Genomic DNA, 18,869 nt, shown 5'->3' with positions numbered 1-18,869 from the left:
CAGCCAAATCAACGCTTACAGGCCTCTTCATCATGTTTTCAAATTACGAACTTTCGCTCGCGTTTATCGGCGGCGGCAATATGGCTTCGGCGCTCGGTGCCGGTCTTATCGGCAAACGTTGCGGCGCCGGTGATGTGCACGTTATTGATATTGACGAGGCCACGCGCGAACGCTGGTCGGCGCAAGGGGTGGGTACGGCTGCAGCGCCTGGGCCCGAGCTTGCCGGCCAAAAGGTCTGGATTTTCGCGGTCAAGCCCCAAGTCATGAAAGAGACGGTAGCAGCGTGCCGCCCCTATCTCAAGCCCGACACTCTGATCATCAGCATTGCCGCAGGTATCGATAGTGCCACGCTGGCGCGCTGGCTGGGCACGCCCGACCAGCCCTGGACGCGGCTGGTACGTTGTATGCCCAATACGCCGTCGCTGGTCAAGGCCGGTATTTCGGGCTTGCTTGCGCTTGACGGCGTTTCAGACACCGACCGTAATGTGGCCCAACAGTTGCTTAAAGCCGTGGGGGAAGTCGTTTGGGTCGACAACGACGACCAGCTCGATGCCGTGACGGCACTGTCGGGCAGCGGGCCGGCCTATGTCTTTCTGTTTCTCGAAGCCCTAATTGCCGGCGGCGAAAAGCTGGGGTTGTCTGCTGAACAGTCACGCATGCTGGCGCTGGCTACGCTGAACGGCGCCACGCAGTTGGCCGGCTTGTCGCCCGAATCGCCTGCAACTCTGCGCGAACGCGTGACGTCGAAGGGCGGCACCACAGCGGCTGCGCTTTCGGTATTTGAACAACAGGGTTTTACACCTATGGTTCACGATGCCATGCAGGCGGCGTATAATCGGGCCTCCGAGCTAGCCCGCGAATTTTCCAAATGAACTCAAAAGTTAATGTGCCCATGTCGGCACTCCAGATTGGTATTGCCGTTATTGCCATGGCCATTGTGGTGGTCGGCTCCAACATTCTGGTGCAATACCCCATTAACCAGTGGTTAACCTGGGGCGCCATTTCGTATCCCATCGCCTTCCTGGTAGCCGATCTGATCAACCGTCGTTTTGGCCCTTCGGCCGCGCGTCGCGTTGCTGCCGTTGGTTTTATCATTGCGGTTATTTTTTCGTTCTGGGTGGCCACGCCGCGTATCGCCATGGCGTCGGGCCTTGCCTTTTTGTTTGCCCAGTTCCTAGATATTTACGTGTTCGACCGTTTGCGTAATCAGGCCTGGTGGCGCGCACCCTTCATTGGCGGTGTCGCTGGCGCAACGCTCGACACCATATTGTTCTTCAGCCTTGCCTTTGCCGGTACCGGCATCGACTGGACATCGCTGCTGGTAGGCGACCTGGCTGTGAAGCTGGTGGTCAACCTGGCTTTGCTGGCGCCTTTTCGCGCCCTCATGTGGAACCTGGGACGCCCAGAGTCACGTTCAGTGTCTGCGTCGGTGTAAAACGGTAAAAGCTTTCACTTGCTGTCTTACCAGGCAGCGTCAACATAAAGGGGCCTTAACGGCCCCTTTATGTATTTTACGGCGGTATTTTTAAGCAGATAGCACTTGCGCGGTGACGCGAACGTCTTCTGCTCTATAACGCATTAGCCTTCTTGTTGGCGTTTCTGTGCCTGCTGAACGGCCGGATCGTTAGCCATCACGTCAAAAAAGCGTGCCAGGTTTTTGTATGCACTCAGATCAACTTGTTTGAACTTGGCCCAGGTCATGATCGTGAACAAGTAGGGGTCGGCAATTGACTTCTTGCCAGTCAGGTAGTCTTTACCTTCGAGCTGTTTGTCGGCCACGCCAAACAAAAACTGGACGCGTTCAGTGGCTTTGCTGACCAAAACGTTTTTACCCGCCTCATCGGCCGAGAAATTTTGCGGCGCAAATACCAGCGAGAACGTACGGTGCAGGTCGGAATTGCAGAAATTCAACCAACGGCGCACTTCGGCGCGTTCACGCGCATCGCTGCCATGCAAGCCCGATTCCGGGTGCAGGTCGGTCAGGTATTCAACAATCGCGACGCTCTGGGTCAGTGTGAAGTCGCCGTCTTGAAATACGGGCACCGAGCCAATGGGGTTGAGTGCAAGAAACGCAGGTTGTTTGAGTTCGTCGCGGCTGACGGCCTGAAGCTCGTAAGGCAGTTTCATCCATTCGAGCACAATTTGCGTGGCCAGAGGGCAAGCGCCGGGCAGATAATACAGTTTCATTGGTATCCTTCTATTTTGTTGAATTCAGTTTTTTGCTGTGGGTGACACAGTAATTTTGGCCGATAAAACGGCCACCTTCTGCAGGTTTGCACATTATGCATGCGCCCGACTTTTCTTTGAACAATAAACTTGCACTCGTTACGGGTTCTACTCAGGGCCTGGGCTACGCCATTGCCTGCGCATACGCTGCCAGTGGCGCAACCGTGATTATTAATGGGCGTGATATTGCGCGGGTCGAGGCCGCTGTTGCCCGCATCCGCAGTGCGGGTTTTCAGGCCCAGGGCTGGGTACAAGATATTGCCGATTTGCAAGGGCAGCGTCAGGCCTACGAGCAGTTGCAGGTGCAGGTGGGCACGCCCGACATTTTGGTCAATAACGTTGGCATTCGCATACGCAAGTCGCTGGGGGCCTCAACCCTTGATGACATTGCCCAGATGATGCAAGTCAATTTGGTTGCGGCCATTCATTTATCGAAGCTGGCTGCCGCCGGCATGATGGCTAAGCCGGCGCAGGGCGGTCGCATTATTACGTTAACTTCTATTGCCGGCCCGTTAGCGCGCCCGGGCGACGCTATTTACCCCATTGCCAAGCTTGGGCTGCAAGGCATGGTACATAGCCTTGCCGTCGAATACGGGCCCTACGGTGTCACCAGCAATGGCATTGCCCCGGGTACCTTTGCTACAGAAAGCAATCGCGAACTGGCAGCAGACCCGGTTCGGGGCCCTGTTGTGGTGGGGCGCAACCCGTTGGGCCGCTGGGCGCAGCCCGGCGAGATCGCCGGCGCGGCGGTGTTCCTGGCCTCGCCAAGTGCGTCGTACGTCAATGGCCATGTGCTGGTCGTCGATGGTGGTTTTTCAGTCACTTTTTAGTTGAATCTCAATGTCTCAGGTATTACGCATTGCCATCAATGGCTATGGCCGGATCGGTCGCAGTTTTTTGCGCGCGCTTTACGAGTCGCGCCTTGAGTCCATATTTCAAATCGTCCTTATCAACGAGCCGTCTGATCTGGACAGTATGGTTTATTTGTCGCGCTACGATTCGACACACGGTATTTTTCCGGGGCAGGTCGATGTTGGCCCCTTGGGTTTACGCGTCAATGGCACCGATATTGCCGTAACACACGAGCGTCAGCCCGAATCCGTAGATTGGCGAGCGCACGATGTTGACCTGGTTGTTGAGTGTTCGGGGCAATACGGTACGCGAGGCGACCTGATGCGCTTTATACATGCGGGTTGCCCGCGTTTATTGTTGTCGCACCCGGCAAATAGCGCTACCGACGTCGATTGCACGGTTGTTTACGGTGTGAACCACAAGCAGTTGCAAGGGCCCGAACAACTGGTGTCTAACGCCTCGTGCACCACCAACGCCATTGTGCCTGTATTGCAGCAACTCGATCAGCACTGGGGAATAGAACACGCATTTTTAACTACGCTGCATTCGGTCATGAACGATCAGCCGCTTATCGATGGCTACCACCATACCGACCTCCGACGGACGCGTTCGGCCATGCAGTCCATCGTGCCTGTGTCTACGGGGCTCGCCAAGGGGGTAGAGCGCTTGTTACCCGAGCTCGGCGGCAAAGTCCAGGCAAAAGCCATCCGGGTTCCCACGCTGAACGTCTCTGCCATCGACTTGATGGTCACATTGCAATCGGTTACCGACGTTGCTGCACTGAATCGGCATTTCGAGCTGTTTTCCTCAACCCTGCCGGGTCTGATCGACTGTTCCAACCATCCGCACGCCTCTATAGACTTCAACCATAATCGACATTCGGCCATTATCGACACCAGTCAAACCCGGCTGAATGGCGGGCGCTTTGCCAATTTGTTTGTGTGGTTTGATAATGAATGGGGCTTTGCCAACCGTTTGCTCGATACCCTGCAATGGTGGGCAAAGCGCTTGCAGAACCCGGGGTAACCTCAGCAGGCAGTTCAACATCAGGGGGCATCATGACCAAGTACCGCATCGAAACCGACAGCATGGGCGAAATCAAGGTCCCTGAGGCCCACTATTGGGGGGCACAAACCCAGCGCTCTATCGAACACTTTCCAATTGGCGTGCAGCGGTTTGTTTGGCCGGCGTCTATTATTCGCGCCCTGGGTGTGCTTAAGAAGTCGGCAGCGCAGGCTAATGCTGTCTTGGGCGAGTTGTCGCCTGATATTGCCCAGCTCGTTGTACAGGCTGCCGACGAGGTCGTGCAGGGCAGGCTCGACGCCGAATTCCCGTTGGTGGTTTTTCAAACGGGCTCGGGCACGCAATCAAATATGAATGCCAACGAGGTTATTGCCAGTCGCGCCAACGAAATTGCTGGCGCGGTGCGCGGCGGCAAGCATCCCGTTCACCCTAACGATCACGTCAATCGAGGGCAGTCGTCTAACGACACATTTCCGACCGCCATGCACATTGCCGTGGCGTGTGAAGTAACCATGCACTTGATCCCGTCGGTTCAAGGCCTGCGCAATACGCTGGCAGAAAAATCTGCCGAATTTAAAGACATCGTAAAAACTGGCCGTACACACCTGCAAGACGCCACACCTATTACCTTGGGGCAAGAGGTAGGCCAATGGGTCACACAAATCGATTTCGGCCTTGCGGCGGTTAGCCGTGCACTTGAAGGTATTTATGATTTGGCCATTGGCGGTACAGCAACCGGTACAGGCTTGAATGCTCACCCCGAATTCGGCAATCGGGCCGCAGCATATATTGCCCAGGAAACCGGGTTGCCCTTCAGGTCGGCACCTAACAAGTTTTTTGCATTGGCAGCACACGACGCGCTGGTTGACGTATCGGCCGCGCTACGCACGCTGGCCGGTGGTCTGATGAAAATGGCCAATGACGTGCGCTGGCTGGCCAGCGGCCCGCGTTGCGGCATTGGCGAACTTCAAATCCCGGAAAATGAGCCAGGGTCTTCGATTATGCCCGGCAAGGTCAACCCCACCCAATGCGAGGCCTTGACGATGGTGTGCGTGCAAGTGTTTGGCAATGATGCGGCAACGGCCTTTGCTGGTACACAGGGTAATTTCCAGCTTAATGTGTACAAGCCAGTCATGGTGCACAACGTGCTTGAAAGCGTTCAATTGCTGGGTGATGCGTGCCAGACGTTTAATGCGCATTGCGCTGCAGGGCTTGTACCCGATATGGGTCGTATCGAGCACAATCTGTCGCAAAATTTAATGCTGGTCACGGCCCTTAACCCCCACATTGGTTACGACAAGGCCGCCGCCATCGCGAAAAAGGCACATGCCGAATCGACCACTTTACGCGCAGCCGCATTGGCATTGGGATACTTAACGGCCAGCCAGTACGATCAGTGGGTAGACCCGGCAGCAATGACCGGGCCCGAAAACACGCGCTATGCGGGCTAGCCGGCTTACCTGGCTTACTTGACCAGCATTACCGGTACCGGGCTTAAGCTGATAACTTTGGTAGCCACAGAACCCAACACCAGGTTTGACACTGCACCCATACCCCGCGTGCCCATAATAATCAGGTCGCAGCCGTGCTTTTGCGCATATTCGACCACGGTTTCGGCCACCGGGCCGACCATAATTTCGACACTGGCTGCCACACCCTCGGTATTCAGCAATTCGCGCACGTCTTTCAGGGCCTTTTCACCCTCGTCGTGGTAGTACTCGTCGATAGTTTCGGGGGCTACAAAACGTTTGACGTTTGAAGTAAATACGGGTGCCTGCACGGTGATGACGTAAAGACTGGCGCCGGTTTTACCTGCCGCAGTAATGGCCGCCTTGACGGCATGTAAAGCGTGTTGCGAACCGTCGACGGGCACCAGAATCGTATTCATTTTGACCTCTGAAAATAAGTGATGGCTATCATTTTATAGTAGGGCTACCCAGAAAGGACGCTATCTTGCCCAAGCCTATGGATGCCAAATAAAAACGGGCGTACCCGAAGGCACGCCCGCCGGCGGAAAAGCCCAGTTTACTTGTTGTCGGAGATCAGTTTCCAATCACCGTTTTCAACACGAATCAGCATGCGTGCACGCTCGTCGTGGCCGAAGTGATCGGTGGGTGTCATATTGAAAACACCATGCAGCCCGACGACTTCTTTTGACTGCTCAAGCGCATCGCGCAGGGCGGCACGGAATTCTTGTGTACCTGGCTTGGCCGATTTCAGTGCCACCGGAACGGCGGCTTCCAGCAACAAATAGGCGTCGTAAATTTGCGCGCCGAACGAAGAGAAGGAACCCGCACCGTATTTTTCTTCGTAACGACGGGTGTAGTCGATACCCGCTTGCTTGGACGGGTGCGAGTCGGGCAACTGACTGGCGACGACAACTGGACCAACGGGCAAAATAGTGCCCTCGACGGCTTTACCACCTACCCGGATGAATTCTTTGGTTGCCGTGCCGTGGGTTTGATAGATTTGACCTTTGAAACCGCGCTCTTGCAGTGTGACCTGGGGCAAGACTGAGGGCGTGCCCGAAGCGACCACCAGTATGGCATCGGGCTTGGCAGCCACCAGTTTCACGGCCTGACCCGTCACGCTGGTGTCGTTGCGGTTAAAGCGCTCGACGTCTTCCACTTTGATGCCGGCGGCTTCGGCCAGAGGCTTGGTTTCTTTCAGCCAGATTTCGCCGTAAGCATCGGCGTAACCAATGAAGCCCAGACGTTTTACGCCGTTGGCTTTCATGTGGTCGACCAGTGCGCCCGCCATAAGGCGTACGTGCTGGGGTGAACGGAATACCCATTTGTCTTTGTCGGCGGGCAGATCAAGGGGTGCGACTGCAATTTGAGGCACCTGGTACTCGTTGGCGATTTCGGCCATGGCCACGCTAGTGGGAGTGGCAGAGGAGCCGAACAAAATATCGACCTTGTCTTCAGTGACGAGCTTGCGTGCATTTTTACCGGCTTGTGAAGCATCGGTCGCATCGTCGAGCACGATGTAATTAACCTTTTGGCCCGCGATTTCGGTGGGGAAGAGCGGGACGGTATTGCGTTCGGGTACACCCAGCGCTGCGGCCGGACCAGTGCTGGACAAAGAAATACCGACGTTGATGTCGGCATGGGCGGCCAGCGAGAAAGAAACAAGCGTGCCGGCGACGGCCAGCGAGGCCAGTTTACGGGTGAATTTCATAGTGTCTCCGTTGATATTGTTTTCGGTGGAGTCTGAACTCTACGGATAAATTTTTATGCGGTCAAGGCGCGCAGCCAACCAGGGGCGGCAAACAGGGCGAGAAGAAAAGGAAGGTTTGGGCGAAGGGGCCAGGCTTTCAGGCCAGACGCAATTACCGTAGCCGTTTGGCGGAGCCTGGAAATTTGATGAGCGTCAAACATTGCTGCAGCGAGCATCACTACGATGATTTGGTGCAGTTCAAGTCCAGTTGTCTTTATCGTCTTTGTCTAACCGGAGGCTTCTCACCATGGCCAACAAATTAACCCCCATCAGTTCCTTCAATGACCTGGCCCGTTTCGAGCCGTTTCGAAATCTCGAAACCTTCTTTAACGACTTTCGCTTCAGGCCTAGCTTGCAAACGTTTGACGCCGAGCCTGCCATTCGGATGGATGTGGCTGAAAGCGACGACGCTTATCGCATTAAAGCTGAAATACCGGGTGTAAAAAAAGACGACATCAAAGTCAGCATTGACGGGAACCAAGTCAGTATTTCGGCCCAGGTACGCCAGGAAAAGGAAGAGAAAAAAGATGAAAAAGTGGTGCGTCGCGAACGCTATTTTGGCGAACAGATGCGCAGCTTTACATTGGCGCACGATATTGACCAAGGCAAGGCCAGCGCGCGTTACCGAGACGGCGTGCTTGAGCTGACCCTGCCTAAAAAAGCTGGCGGCAATGGCGCTAAAACCCTGAGCATCGACTAACAAGCAGCACCTTCGTACGACGCTGATTGTTATTTGGCAAGGTGATGTGCGTGAATAATATGGATGGTGCGTCGGTCGACGCAAATCGTGCCGCGCGCGTCTAGTGCCGATAGCGCACGGGATACCGTTTCCAGGCTTAGCCCCAGAAAGGCGCCAATGTCTTTGCGTGTCATGGGCAGCGCAAAAGCCGAGGCAGGCAACCCGCGCCGGGCATGACGATGCGCCTGCAGCGCCAGAAATCGGCCCACGCGTTGCTCGGCCCCGACAACTGCCATCAAATCGGCGTCGCGCTCGTGAGCGCTTTGAGCCAGACTAAACGCTTCATAGAGCGTGCGCTCCAACTTTGGATCTTGTCGAGCCACATTCAACAAACCGTTGAAGGGGAGGGTAACTAATTCTGTGTGCGTAAGGGCAATGGCATCGTAACCATGATTACCCAGCCCTATGCCTTCCAATCCCACCCAATCAAGCATCATTGGAAAATGCAATACGCGTTCGTGGGTGGTGTCGGTGTGACGTACCGTTTTAAGGTAGCCGGTACGTACAAGATAAATGTTGTTGAATGGTTGCCCCTCCCTGAACAGCACTTGGCGAGGTCGCAACCTTTTCAGTGCGAAGGCATGACTTGGTATCGTGTTGACGGCCTGAATATTTGAACCCACCACCTGTTGGGCGCTTTGAGTCGGCGCCAAGCATTGCAGCAGCGAAAGGATGATGGGCGGGGCTGCGGTATTTTCAAGGCTGTACATGAGCTCTCCCGGGCGGGCAAACGACAGCTTGCGACCCTTGCAGTACGCGTTGCGTGCAGTATAAAGGCCAGGGCTCGCTTACGATACAAAGTAAGCCATTTGACGGGGGCCAATCCAATCTAAGGGTTTGCCCTAGATGGGGTTCGATGCGTTTAACAAATTGTTGCGATTGCGCCTAAAGCAACCTATGCTATAAGTTTTGTCATCAGCAAGGGCTCAGCGACACCTATAGCTATGGCTTGCTTTGCGCCACATTACTGGAACATAAATGGTTAATGCCCCGCCCGATCAAGTCCAAGAACACGCTCTGGGTGCCGAAGCCATTGCGCAGCTTGGTCGTGCGCCATCAAACGAAGGCTTGCAACTGCTTTACGACGTCGTGCAGGCGCTTTCGGGCGCGCACGGTTTGCGACAGGGCTTAAGCAGCACCCTCGAACGCGTGGTACGCGGCGATGGCTGGGATCTGGGCATCATGTGGTTACATACCCCGGGCGGTATCAAGTTCCAGTGCGCCTGGCATCACCCTGCGCTGGACGCTGCTAACTTCTTGCAGGTTACCCAAGACCCCAAGCTCGACCTAGACGCTTGTTTAGCTCACCAAACGCAAAAGCGGGGGGCATTGATATTCATCGAGCAAATTGCGCCTAATGTCGCATGGGCTCGAAATCGCGAGGCCATGGTGCTTGGGCTGACGTCTGGCATGGGGTTACCGCTTAGGGTGGGCGACAAAATCTATGGTGTGCTCGAACTTTTCAGTCGCAGTCCTCGGGTTTGCAGCGCCCATGCGCTGGGCCTGTTTCAGGCATTAAGCAGCGATATCGGCCAGTTCATTGAAGCGCGCCATCTCGAGCAGCAACTTTACGACAATAACGCCAAACTGGCCGAAGCCCATCGCATTGCTCGCATGGCTTATTGGGAACTGAATCTGGTCAACCTGCAGTTGCATGGCAACCTTGATACCGCCGCAGTGCTAGGCTTAACCCCCGAGTCGTTGCCGCGCGATTTACACGCGCTGTACGCGATAGTGCCGCCCGAAGACCAGGTGCACCTGCAAACCATGCTTGCCGGGGCCCAGCGCCAGGAGCATCCCATTGTCACCGTCGAGCACCGAGTTATAGCCAAAGACGGGCGCTTCCGTCATGTGCTGGTGCAAGCCCAGGGGCGGTTTGATATTTCCGGCAAGCCAGTACGCATTACCGGGACCATTCAAGACATTACCGAACAAAAGCAGGCGGCCGAACGCGCTCGGCAGTCGGAGCAGCGATGGGAAATCGCCTTTCGCAACAGTCCTATTCCCAGCTTGATCACCAGCTACGACACTGGCCTGTGTCTCGACGCCAACGACGAGATGATGCGTGTCATGGGTTTACAGCTTGAACAGATTGTAGGGCGCACCACCTGCGAGCTGCGACTATGGCCGCCTAATCGCTGCCGTAACGAACTCATTACGCAAGTACATGAGCAAGGCCGAGTGCGCGACTTCGAACTGCACACCGAAATCAACGGTAAAGAGTCTTATTTGCTCATTAACCTTGAAATTATTGATTTCAACGGCCAACGTTGCTTGTTGGGGCAGTGGATCGACATTACCTGCCAGAAGCTGCTTGAAGAAAGCTTGCGCTTGACAGTAGCGGCTGTCGAACATGCTGGCGACGCCTTGGTGCTCATGGACCACCGGGGTAACGTCATGTCGGTCAACCCGGCCTTTACGCAAATTACCGGTTACACCAAAGAGCAAGCCGGCGGCCAATGGTTTTTGGGCCTTATCCATAAACCGTCCGGCCGGCACGACAAGGCATTCTTCCGCAATGCCGTGGGTACGGTCGAGACCGACGGCCAATGGAAGGGCGAAGCCTGGGCCAAGCGAGCCGATGGTCAGATTATCCCAACAGTACTCACACTTAGCGCTATACGTGACCCTCATACCCAACGGGTCAAGCATTATGTGGGCGTGTTTTCCGACATTTCACGCCAGAAAGAATACGAAATGCAGTTGCAGCAAATGGCCTGGCACGACGACCTTACGGGTGTAGCCAACCGCAGCTTGCTGATCGAGCGGGGTAATCGGGCGTTGCTGCAGGCCGAGCGCCACGACACCATACTGGCGCTGGTCTTTGTCGATCTCGACCGTTTCAAAGCCATCAATGATACTTACGGGCATGTGTTCGGCGACGAATTGCTAAAACAGGTCGCCGAACGGCTGTGTTTGTGCGTTCGCGCCTCCGATACCGTCGCTCGCATCGGCGGCGACGAATTTGTATTGCTGTTGCCCGAAGTCGCCGAAGAAGAGGGCGGTAAAACGGTTCTCGAAAAGATTCGTCGTGCCATGCTCGAACCGTTTATCATTGGCGATCAGACCGTCGGTATTGGCGCCAGTCTGGGCATTGCCTACTATCCCCAAGACGGGCTAGACATGCCCACACTGCTTCAGCAGGCCGACGAAGGCCTGTATCGTATGAAGAAGGCAACACGCGACGACACAGCTACACCCGTTTAAATAGCGGTAGGCGGTCCATATGCAGGATCTCGACTATGTGCTCGATATAAACACGCCGCTGGCGGTTGTTGTAGTCGACGCCAATGGCGTCATCTTGCATATCAACCGCTGGATGGCCGATTGGAGTGGTCACACGCTCAGCGCAGTGGCCGGCATGCCGTTTGAGCACTTGTACCCAGAGGTATTAGCCCAAGGCTGGCCGTTTGGTCCGGCGGCCGGTGCGCCCAAGCCGTCTTATATTGGTCAGGTATCGTCGTCGTTCAAGGTGCTCGATTTGCCCGATGTCTTCGTGTTGCATATTACGACACCGCGCGGCCGGCTCGACTCATTATTATGCTTTCCCCACGAAACGGCACAGGGCGAGCCCAGTTATGCACTTTTCTTTTACGACCAGAATGACGGTACAAAACACCATCGCGACTACGCCCGCGTTGTCCAGCAACTGCAGCGCGTTCAGCTAGAACGCCATGCGGCGCTGCTGTGTCAGCTCGAACACACCACCGCCCAGCTCATGCAAAATGAAAAAATGGCCGGGGTAGGGCAACTGGCGGCAGGGGTAGCCCACGAAATCAACAACCCCATGGGCTATGTGTTTTCAAACCTGAAGACCCTCGAGTCATATATGCAAGACATGTTGAAAATTATTGATGCCATTGAGCATGTCAATGCCATAGACGATTTGCGTCAGCTCAAGCGTACGCTCGAATACGACTACATCCGTAACGATATCGAAGACCTGATCAGCGAGTCGGAAGAGGGGGTGGAGCGGGTCAAAAACATCATTGCTGCGCTCAAGTATTTTTCGTATGCCGACGACGACACGATGCGTTCGGCCAACCTGAACGACGGCATCAAATCGACATTACTGGTTGCTGGCAACGAGATCAAGTACAAGGCGAACGTCGTAACCGAATTGGGTGATATACCCAACGTTATATGCAGTGTGTCTCAAATTAATCAGGTGGTCATGAATTTGCTTATGAACGCACTTCAGGCCATTACGAATTCTGGCACAATCACCATAAGATCCGGCCACGAAAGTGCTTGGGTCTGGTTCGAGATTGAAGACACTGGCGTTGGTATTACGCCCGACATACAACGGCGCATGTTCGACCCTTTCTTCACTACCAAGCCCGCAGGGTTGGGCACTGGATTAGGCCTTTCACTCTCGTTCAACATTGTCAAAAAGCATCATGGCCGTATCGACGTTGTTTCAACGCCCGGAATGGGTGCGACATTACGGGTCTGGTTGCCTGTTAACCCCGAAGCCTTGCCGGCATCGTAAAAGAGGATATTGCAATGTCCCACCCCACAGAAGCCCGACTCCTCATTGTCGATGATGAACCCAATGTCATCAGCAGTCTGATTCGGGCGTTGCGCAGTCAGGCGTTTCAAATCCACTCTGCAACAAGCGGCGTTGCGGCACTCGACGTACTCCAGCGCGAATCCATCGACCTGATCATTTCTGATAGCCGTATGCCAGGCATGGATGGCCCCACATTGCTGGGAGAAATCGAACATCGCTGGCCCGACGTGATGCGCATACTGTTAACAGGCTACGAAGACAACGCGCAAACCATCAAAGCCATTAACGAAGGCAAGATATTCAGGTACATTGCCAAGCCCTGGGATACCGACGACCTGATGAGGTCGATAGACCAGGCGTTGGCCCATCAGTATTTGCAGCGCGACCGCGCACGATTGCAGCAGCTTACCCAACTGCAAAACAAGGCCTTGCAAGAAGCCAACGGGCAACTCGAGGCCCGCGTGGCCTTGCGTACCGAAGAGCTGACGCGTACAGCCGAAATGCTGACAGACGCCCATCGGGCGCTGAAACACGCCTACGTCACGGCCACCGAAGTGTTTTCGTCGTTGTTAAGTCAGCGTCTGCCGCGAAGCCGCCATACCAATCGCGAAATCATCGAGTTGGTCCGTGCGTTTTGCAAACTTAAAGCATACCCGCAGAAGTTTACCGACGACGTCGTCATGGCTGCCGCGTTGTACAACGTGGGCAAACTTACCTGGAACGACCCGCTTATTGCTTTGCCGCCTGAACTCATGGATCGCGACCAGCGTTTGCGTTATCGCGATTACCCACAAACCGGAGAGCGCTTGCTCATGGCGCTCGAACCGGTTCATGACGCCGCCATTATCATCCGGCACCATCAAGAACGCTGGGACGGCGCAGGTTTTCCTGACGGTCTGACGGGTGAGAACATTCCGCTGGGCGCGCGTATTTTGAAACTTGCGGTTGACTACGTCGAAATACAGATGGGGATGGTCTTTGCACGCAAGGTGCCGATAGCCGAAGTGGTCGACAACATGCCCAAATTTGCAGGGCGGCTTTACGACCCGACCCTGTGTTACGACTTTGTCGAAATGGCCAAGCAAATCGAGGCTGAGGCGCATAAAGAACCGGCCGACGTCATTTTGCATAAAACCGACACGCTGGAAGCCGGCATGATCATAGCTCGCAACCTGCATAATTTGGAAGGCATGCTGTTGTTGCGCGAAGGGGCGGTCATTTCCGAGCGTCTTATTCGCAAACTGCAAGACTTCGAAGAGAACGAAGAAACACGCTATACCATCTATGTCCGCATACCCGCCGAAGAGGAACAGGAAGGGTGACGCCCATAGGCCAAGGCCGGCAAGGCACTGAAACGCTGAATCCAAGACCGGGGGGTGGGCCATTTGCCGCCCACGGCGACCGCAACGACGACACCGTACGCTGTCTCGACGTCCTGATTCCGGGTAAAGCCTTGTTGTGGTTTGGCTTATTTGGCATTGCCGACTGTGTTTGGTCTACATACATCGCCCAGATGGCGCCGCTGTTTTCGTTGTGGGTGTTGGCGGCCTGGCTATTGTGCGGCTTGTCGCTGGTGGCTCTGTGCCGATGGCGTAAATTTAGTCTGCCTCTTGCAGCATCTGCCTTTGGTGTGCTTTTGGCTAATGGGCTTTTCAATGCGCAATGGGTGCTTATCCCGATGGCCGCGTCAGCGGCTATCTTTTTGTTGTGCTTGGTGCAGTCCAAGGGGATGCAAGGGCGCCAGTTCAGTTTTGTCAGTGGGGTGCTTGTCGGCGTGCTGGCGCTGGGTTTGCTGTTCAATGTCTCGGGCTTGTCGGTCTTAAGTATTAACGCAACAGGGGTATACAGCAAAATAGGGGTCATATTAGGCATGATTGCAGCCTACGCCGTAGTAGTGGCCAGCCAAAAGCCCTTGGCTATTCCCGTACGAAACGTCCCTTTAACTGTCATCAGTCTGGGGGGGACATGCGTCGCCGTTTTGGTTTGGTTTGTGCTGGCCGAGCAAGACCGCCGCATGTATTTCGAATTCTTCGGGCAACTGATGCCGCAACAAGACGCGTTTTCGACGGTGTCGCCGCTGGGTCGCTATTTGCCCGACCTGTTGTTTTTGGTATGTTACTTTTTTACGTGGTTACTGGCCCGGACGGTACGAATTTCAGTCATTTTAATGCAGCGGTCGGCAGAGCTCGACTACGCTTCGTCGCACGATCACCTGACAGCACTACCCAACAAACGCAGTTTTCTGAATGCTTTAACCTTTGCCAGTGAAAGCAGCCAAGCGTCGGGCGAACGCCTTGCCGTGTTGTTATTCGATCTCAATGGTTTGAAGCTGATCAACGACTCTATAGGTTTGCAAGCCGGCGACCAGATTCTGACCGAAGTGGCACGCCGTATACGCGATGTGGTCGAGCCCAGTCACATTGTGGCGCGTCTTGAGGGCGACGAATTTATTGTTTTGATGGTCGGCGTCGGCAAAGCCGATGCCATCCAGTGCACTAAAAGGATTCTATCGGCTATTCGTAAGCCCTACCGGCACGAATCAATAGAGCTACACCTGACGGCCAGTGCCGGCATTACTTTTGCCGACGGCGCCCTGGCACAACCGGCCGACTTACTGCGTGAAGCAGACCTGGCCATTACTTATGCCAAGCGTACTGGGCGTAACACCTGGCGAGAATACTCACCTGAGCTAAGCAGTAATGTCGAGGTGCGGTTGGCCTTGCGGGCCGACCTGCAGCGCGCGCTCGACACAGAGCAGTTCGTATTGCATTATCAGCCTATTGTTAACGGTTACACGGGCCGCGTCATGGGAGCCGAAGCATTAATGCGCTGGCCACACCCCGAACGCGGTTACATTTCACCTTCTGTATTTGTACCTTTGGCCGAGGAAGCAGGGCTGATTCATGCCTTAAGCCAATGGGTGCTCGAAGCCGCCTGCCGCAATCTGCGCGAACTGAAAACTCAGGTGCTTGTCGATTTCCCCTTTGTTGTCAATGTATCGCCGCTTCATTTTCAGCGCCCCGACTTCGTCCGCGATGTCACCGACATGCTGTCCAAATACGACTTACCCACCGATAGCCTTGAACTTGAAATTACCGAAGGTGTACTGTTAGAGCAGGTTGATGACACCATTAGCAAACTGCGTAACCTGCAGGCTTTGGGTATCAAGATCTCGGTAGACGACTTCGGCACGGGTTATTCCAGCTTACGCTATCTGAAAAATCTACCCGTCGACAAAATCAAAATCGATCGTTCTTTCGTTAAAGAAATCGCCAGCGACCGCAACGACGCCGCCATTAGCAAAGTCATTATCAGCTTGGCGCATCACCTTAATTTAAAGGTTGTTGCCGAAGGCGTTGAGACGGCTGCGCAGTACTGGTTCTTGAAACGCAACTTCTGCGATGAGTTTCAGGGCTTCTTGTTTGCCCGACCCATGCCGGTTCGGGATTTGGCCGAGCGCCTTCAGCGTAACGGTGGGGTAGAGGCTTTGCCCACACGACAAGAAGACGTTGACGAAGAGCGCACCCTATTGCTGCTGGACGACGAAGAAAATATTTTGCGAGCACTGCAGCGGCTGCTTCGGCGTGACGGCTACACCATATACAAGGCCACGACCACCCGCGAGGCGTTTGATATTCTGGCCGCACACCCGATTAAAGTGATTTTGTCTGACCAACGGCTCACCGAAATGACGGGCACCGAATTTTTTCGGCGCGTCAAAAATATTCACCCGGGCACTGTGCGTATTATTTTGTCGGGCTATTCCGATCTTAAATCCGTTACCGAAGCCATCAACCACGGCGCAATCTACAAGTTTCTAACCAAACCCTGGGACGAAGCCGAGCTGCGGCAAGAGTTGGCTAATGCGTTTAAAGTGGCTGCCCGACAGGGCGGGCATGTGTCTGATGTATGAGATCTCGTTGTTTGATGACGAATTCTTCCCAAGAACAAGTCTAATGAATACCGCTGCCCCTCGTTTATGATGAAGAGCCTCATGATGCTTGTCGTATCGAGTCCAGAACAGATATTGGATTCGTCAGTGGTAAGGAACGGATGACATCTTATAGCCCTTTGATTTTCAGAAGCCTGGCCTGCCGGATTTCAGTCTGGGTTTTTTTGTTGCTGCTTGCGGGCAGCGCGTTGGCGGCCTGGCAATACCGGTCGCTGGTTGGCACGCTGGAGCAAGAAACTGATGTCTTGCTCAGGCTGTCATCGCAGCGGGCGGACCAGCATGATGCCCACTTGACCGCTTTGTCTGCAATAGCCGTTGCTTCGGACGATGTGCGTCACAGCCTTTTTCTTGATGTGGCGGCGACCATTGCGCAGTTTTATCCGCGTATCGACGATGTGCAGCTTGTGCCGCTGGATTCCGGAATAGAACCTGTGGGGCTGGGGCCGCGTACGCCCGAACTGGCGCGGATTGTGCGGGCTGCGGCCAGGACGTCCGACGCAAGCCTGGCTTTGCTGGCCTACCCTGGCCGGGCCGATCACTATATCTTGGTCAAGCGTAGCCCCAATACGGCGCAGGCACGTTACGGCCTGATGCTAGGCATCGATGCGGGCAAACTCATTGAAGAAGCCAGTCCGTTCTGGTCGGAGCATGGTGTGGCCTTGCGGCTGTCCATGCCGGACGGCGGTCCGCCTCTAGTCAGCCGCGGGCCTTTTTCGGTGGATACCGTCCGGTTTTCCAGAGTGTTGGCCAGCGCTTCGCAGCCTTTACTGCTTGAAACAGGCATGCGCATTGGCTTGAGTGATCTTTTGCCGTGGCTGCCTACAGTGCTGACGCTTTTGTTGGTCAGCGCCGCGTATGCGGTCGTGCTGGCGGCTTGGCGGCAGCGGGCCCGGGCGAGGGCGGCGGTAGAGCAGGCCCGCCTGAGCGCGTTGGAGTCCCGTCTGGCGCACGCTTCGCGCGTGAATGCGCTGGGCGAAATGGCCAGCGGCCTTGCCCACGAGCTCACCCAGCCCTTGACCGCGATTTTGGCCCAGGTGCAGGCTTGCCGCAGGTTGTTGGGCCGGGAAGAGGCCGATCGGCAAGACCTGGCGCCGGTAGTTGAAGATACAATCGCGCAGGCCAAGCGGGCTTCCGCTATTCTTGAGCGGTTCCGGAACTGGTCGAGACCCCAGCTTGAAAGTGCGTCAGTGTTCGATTTGCGCGAAGCCCTGAGCAATGTCCAAGCCTTGCTGGCACCCCAGGCGGCCGCGCGCAAGGTCAGGCTGGATTTCGACGTCCCCGCGTCGAAGGTGGAGGTTAAAGCAGATTCGGTGGAAATGGAGCAGGTCGTCTTCAATCTTGTGCGCAATGCGCTCGAGGCGGTAGCGCCCGAGCAAGGCCGCGTGGCCGTTACCCTGAAGCAGTCGGCGTCGGGGGTGACGCTTGATGTGTCCGATAATGGCCCGGGCATTGCGCCCGAGATTCGCGACAGGCTGTTTACGCCATTTACGACGAACCGACCTGATGGTACAGGCCTGGGTCTGGCACTTAGCCAGCGCCTGATAGAGCGCGCTGGTGGAGAAATATTCCTGGCCGAAGCAGGGCCCGGTACGACATTCAGGATCACACTGAAATCGTCGAATTCTTCAAGGAAGCTTGCGCCATGATGCATCCGGTCTATCTGGTGGACGACGACGAGGCCGTTTGTCGCGCCCTGATCCTGCTGCTTTCCACCGTCGGGATTAAGGCCTTTGCCTTCAATGATCCCCAGGCGTTTCTTGCGCAGGTTGCGCAGCTCAAGCCCGGCTGCCTGATCCTGGATATCCGCATGCCAGGGATTTCGGGGCTGAAGATGCAGCAGCAACTGATTGAAAAGGGCGTCGATTGGCCCGCCATTGTCATCTCGGGCCATGGAGACATAGAGGCCTGCCGGCGCGCATTCCGCAATGGCGCAGTGGATTTTCTGTCCAAGCCCGTCGATGAGCAGGACCTGATCGATGCCATACAAAAGGGACAAGAGGTGCTTGACCGCAGTTTGCGGCAATTGGCCCAACGGGCGGAAACGCTGAGCCTGCTGGCCGCGCTGACGCCGCGCGAAAGCCAGATCCTCGATCGCGTGGCTCAGGGTTTTAGCACCAAAGAAATTGCGGACGGACTGGGGCTTTCGCCGCGCACAGTCGATACGCATCGGGCGGCCATCGGAGGAAAGCTGGGTACGACGTCTCAGGCCGAGTTGACGCGCTTGTGGCTCGAGGGTAACGGTTCTGCGTAGAACTACGTAGTTGTGTGCGAGGCCTACGAATACTGCGGCAATGCTGAGCGCAGTATTCTTTAATCGTTCACCCAACAAACCGTTTTGTTTAATA

At 55.4% G+C, this 18,869-nt stretch carries 16 protein-coding genes; 12 read left to right on the top strand and 4 right to left on the bottom strand.

From position 1 onward, the window contains the following. Positions 1–32: 32 nt before the first annotated feature. The gene (proC, locus tag PuT2_RS06000; RefSeq protein WP_093970156.1) at positions 33–872 is read left to right on the top strand and encodes a pyrroline-5-carboxylate reductase; all 840 of its coding nucleotides are present in this window, start codon (positions 33–35) and stop codon (positions 870–872) included. Continuing rightward, positions 869–1,435, top strand: coding sequence for a VUT family protein (locus PuT2_RS05995; protein ID WP_233574916.1), 567 nt, complete (start codon positions 869–871; stop codon positions 1,433–1,435). Before proC ends, PuT2_RS05995 begins: the two co-directional genes overlap by 4 nt. Before the next feature lie 143 nt (positions 1,436–1,578). On the opposite strand, the gene PuT2_RS05990 is transcribed toward PuT2_RS05995, so the two are convergent. Then, complete coding sequence (locus tag PuT2_RS05990) at positions 1,579–2,187, bottom strand: glutathione S-transferase family protein (protein WP_093970155.1); 609 nt, start codon at positions 2,185–2,187, stop codon at positions 1,579–1,581. Positions 2,188–2,282: 95 nt separating this feature from the next. Here PuT2_RS05990 and PuT2_RS05985 point away from each other — a divergent pair, with 95 nt between their 5' ends. The 3 genes from PuT2_RS05985 to fumC are packed head-to-tail and all read left to right on the top strand — an operon-like array spanning position 2,283 to position 5,552. Further along, positions 2,283–3,056: an SDR family oxidoreductase gene (locus PuT2_RS05985; protein WP_093970154.1), complete on the top strand. Its 774-nt coding sequence runs from the start codon at positions 2,283–2,285 to the stop codon at positions 3,054–3,056. 10 nt (positions 3,057–3,066) lie between these two features. Beyond that, complete coding sequence (locus PuT2_RS05980) at positions 3,067–4,104, top strand: type I glyceraldehyde-3-phosphate dehydrogenase (protein WP_093970153.1); 1,038 nt, start codon at positions 3,067–3,069, stop codon at positions 4,102–4,104. 32 nt (positions 4,105–4,136) lie between these two features. Continuing rightward, positions 4,137–5,552: a class II fumarate hydratase gene (gene fumC, locus PuT2_RS05975; RefSeq protein WP_093970152.1), complete on the top strand. Its 1,416-nt coding sequence runs from the start codon at positions 4,137–4,139 to the stop codon at positions 5,550–5,552. A 14-nt stretch (positions 5,553–5,566) separates the two neighbouring features. Here the strand turns inward: fumC and PuT2_RS05970 are convergent, their stop codons facing one another. Next, entirely contained in the window at positions 5,567–5,989 is a 423-nt protein-coding gene (locus tag PuT2_RS05970; protein WP_093970151.1) for a universal stress protein, read from the bottom strand. 137 nt (positions 5,990–6,126) lie between these two features. After that, the gene (locus PuT2_RS05965; RefSeq protein ID WP_093970150.1) at positions 6,127–7,281 is read right to left on the bottom strand and encodes an ABC transporter substrate-binding protein; all 1,155 of its coding nucleotides are present in this window, start codon (positions 7,279–7,281) and stop codon (positions 6,127–6,129) included. Between the two features lie 286 nt (positions 7,282–7,567). Between PuT2_RS05965 and PuT2_RS05960 the strand changes: the two genes are divergently transcribed. Then, a complete protein-coding gene (locus PuT2_RS05960) occupies positions 7,568–8,020 on the top strand; it encodes an Hsp20/alpha crystallin family protein (RefSeq protein ID WP_093970149.1) in 453 nt (150 codons plus the stop codon). A 29-nt stretch (positions 8,021–8,049) separates the two neighbouring features. On the opposite strand, the gene PuT2_RS05955 is transcribed toward PuT2_RS05960, so the two are convergent. Next, the gene (locus PuT2_RS05955; RefSeq protein WP_093970148.1) at positions 8,050–8,769 is read right to left on the bottom strand and encodes a Crp/Fnr family transcriptional regulator; all 720 of its coding nucleotides are present in this window, start codon (positions 8,767–8,769) and stop codon (positions 8,050–8,052) included. A gap of 268 nt (positions 8,770–9,037) precedes the next feature. Between PuT2_RS05955 and PuT2_RS05950 the strand changes: the two genes are divergently transcribed. From PuT2_RS05950 to PuT2_RS05925, 6 genes are all read left to right on the top strand, one after another. Next, entirely contained in the window at positions 9,038–11,266 is a 2,229-nt protein-coding gene (locus tag PuT2_RS05950; RefSeq protein ID WP_093970147.1) for a PAS domain S-box protein, read from the top strand. Between the two features lie 19 nt (positions 11,267–11,285). Further along, positions 11,286–12,551, top strand: coding sequence for an ATP-binding protein (locus PuT2_RS05945; RefSeq protein ID WP_143516114.1), 1,266 nt, complete (start codon positions 11,286–11,288; stop codon positions 12,549–12,551). Positions 12,552–12,565: 14 nt separating this feature from the next. Beyond that, a complete protein-coding gene (locus PuT2_RS05940; RefSeq protein ID WP_093970146.1) occupies positions 12,566–13,894 on the top strand; it encodes an HD domain-containing phosphohydrolase in 1,329 nt (442 codons plus the stop codon). Then, positions 13,891–16,485, top strand: coding sequence for an EAL domain-containing protein (locus PuT2_RS05935; RefSeq protein WP_093970145.1), 2,595 nt, complete (start codon positions 13,891–13,893; stop codon positions 16,483–16,485). Before PuT2_RS05940 ends, PuT2_RS05935 begins: the two co-directional genes overlap by 4 nt. 140 nt (positions 16,486–16,625) lie before the next feature. Continuing rightward, entirely contained in the window at positions 16,626–18,170 is a 1,545-nt protein-coding gene (locus tag PuT2_RS05930) for an ATP-binding protein (RefSeq protein ID WP_093970144.1), read from the top strand. Then, on the top strand, positions 18,167–18,775 hold the full coding sequence (locus PuT2_RS05925; RefSeq protein WP_093970143.1) for a response regulator transcription factor: 609 nt from the start codon (positions 18,167–18,169) through the stop codon (positions 18,773–18,775). Before PuT2_RS05930 ends, PuT2_RS05925 begins: the two co-directional genes overlap by 4 nt. The last annotated feature ends 94 nt before the right edge of the window (positions 18,776–18,869 follow it).

Source organism: Pusillimonas sp. T2 (assembly GCF_002236805.1).
Lineage (GTDB): Bacteria > Pseudomonadota > Gammaproteobacteria > Burkholderiales > Burkholderiaceae_B > Neopusillimonas.
Note: the sequence above shows the minus strand (reverse complement) of the source record. Positions and strands in the feature narration are given on the sequence as shown.

Excerpts from the sequence above, each read along its gene's own strand:
- PuT2_RS05940 (WP_093970146.1), top strand. The coding sequence starts at position 12,566 with ATGTCCCACCCCACAGAAGCCCGACTCCTCATTGTCGATGATGAACCC.
- PuT2_RS05970 (WP_093970151.1), bottom strand. The coding sequence starts at position 5,989 with ATGAATACGATTCTGGTGCCCGTCGACGGTTCGCAACACGCTTTACAT.
- PuT2_RS05990 (WP_093970155.1), bottom strand. The coding sequence starts at position 2,187 with ATGAAACTGTATTATCTGCCCGGCGCTTGCCCTCTGGCCACGCAAATT.
- PuT2_RS05960 (WP_093970149.1), top strand. The coding sequence starts at position 7,568 with ATGGCCAACAAATTAACCCCCATCAGTTCCTTCAATGACCTGGCCCGT.
- PuT2_RS05955 (WP_093970148.1), bottom strand. The coding sequence starts at position 8,769 with ATGTACAGCCTTGAAAATACCGCAGCCCCGCCCATCATCCTTTCGCTG.
- PuT2_RS05965 (WP_093970150.1), bottom strand. The coding sequence starts at position 7,281 with ATGAAATTCACCCGTAAACTGGCCTCGCTGGCCGTCGCCGGCACGCTT.
- PuT2_RS05950 (WP_093970147.1), top strand. The coding sequence starts at position 9,038 with ATGGTTAATGCCCCGCCCGATCAAGTCCAAGAACACGCTCTGGGTGCC.
- PuT2_RS05930 (WP_093970144.1), top strand. The coding sequence starts at position 16,626 with ATGACATCTTATAGCCCTTTGATTTTCAGAAGCCTGGCCTGCCGGATT.
- proC (WP_093970156.1), top strand. The coding sequence starts at position 33 with ATGTTTTCAAATTACGAACTTTCGCTCGCGTTTATCGGCGGCGGCAAT.
- PuT2_RS05925 (WP_093970143.1), top strand. The coding sequence starts at position 18,167 with ATGATGCATCCGGTCTATCTGGTGGACGACGACGAGGCCGTTTGTCGC.
- PuT2_RS05995 (WP_233574916.1), top strand. The coding sequence starts at position 869 with ATGAACTCAAAAGTTAATGTGCCCATGTCGGCACTCCAGATTGGTATT.
- PuT2_RS05945 (WP_143516114.1), top strand. The coding sequence starts at position 11,286 with ATGCAGGATCTCGACTATGTGCTCGATATAAACACGCCGCTGGCGGTT.
- PuT2_RS05980 (WP_093970153.1), top strand. The coding sequence starts at position 3,067 with ATGTCTCAGGTATTACGCATTGCCATCAATGGCTATGGCCGGATCGGT.
- fumC (WP_093970152.1), top strand. The coding sequence starts at position 4,137 with ATGACCAAGTACCGCATCGAAACCGACAGCATGGGCGAAATCAAGGTC.
- PuT2_RS05985 (WP_093970154.1), top strand. The coding sequence starts at position 2,283 with ATGCATGCGCCCGACTTTTCTTTGAACAATAAACTTGCACTCGTTACG.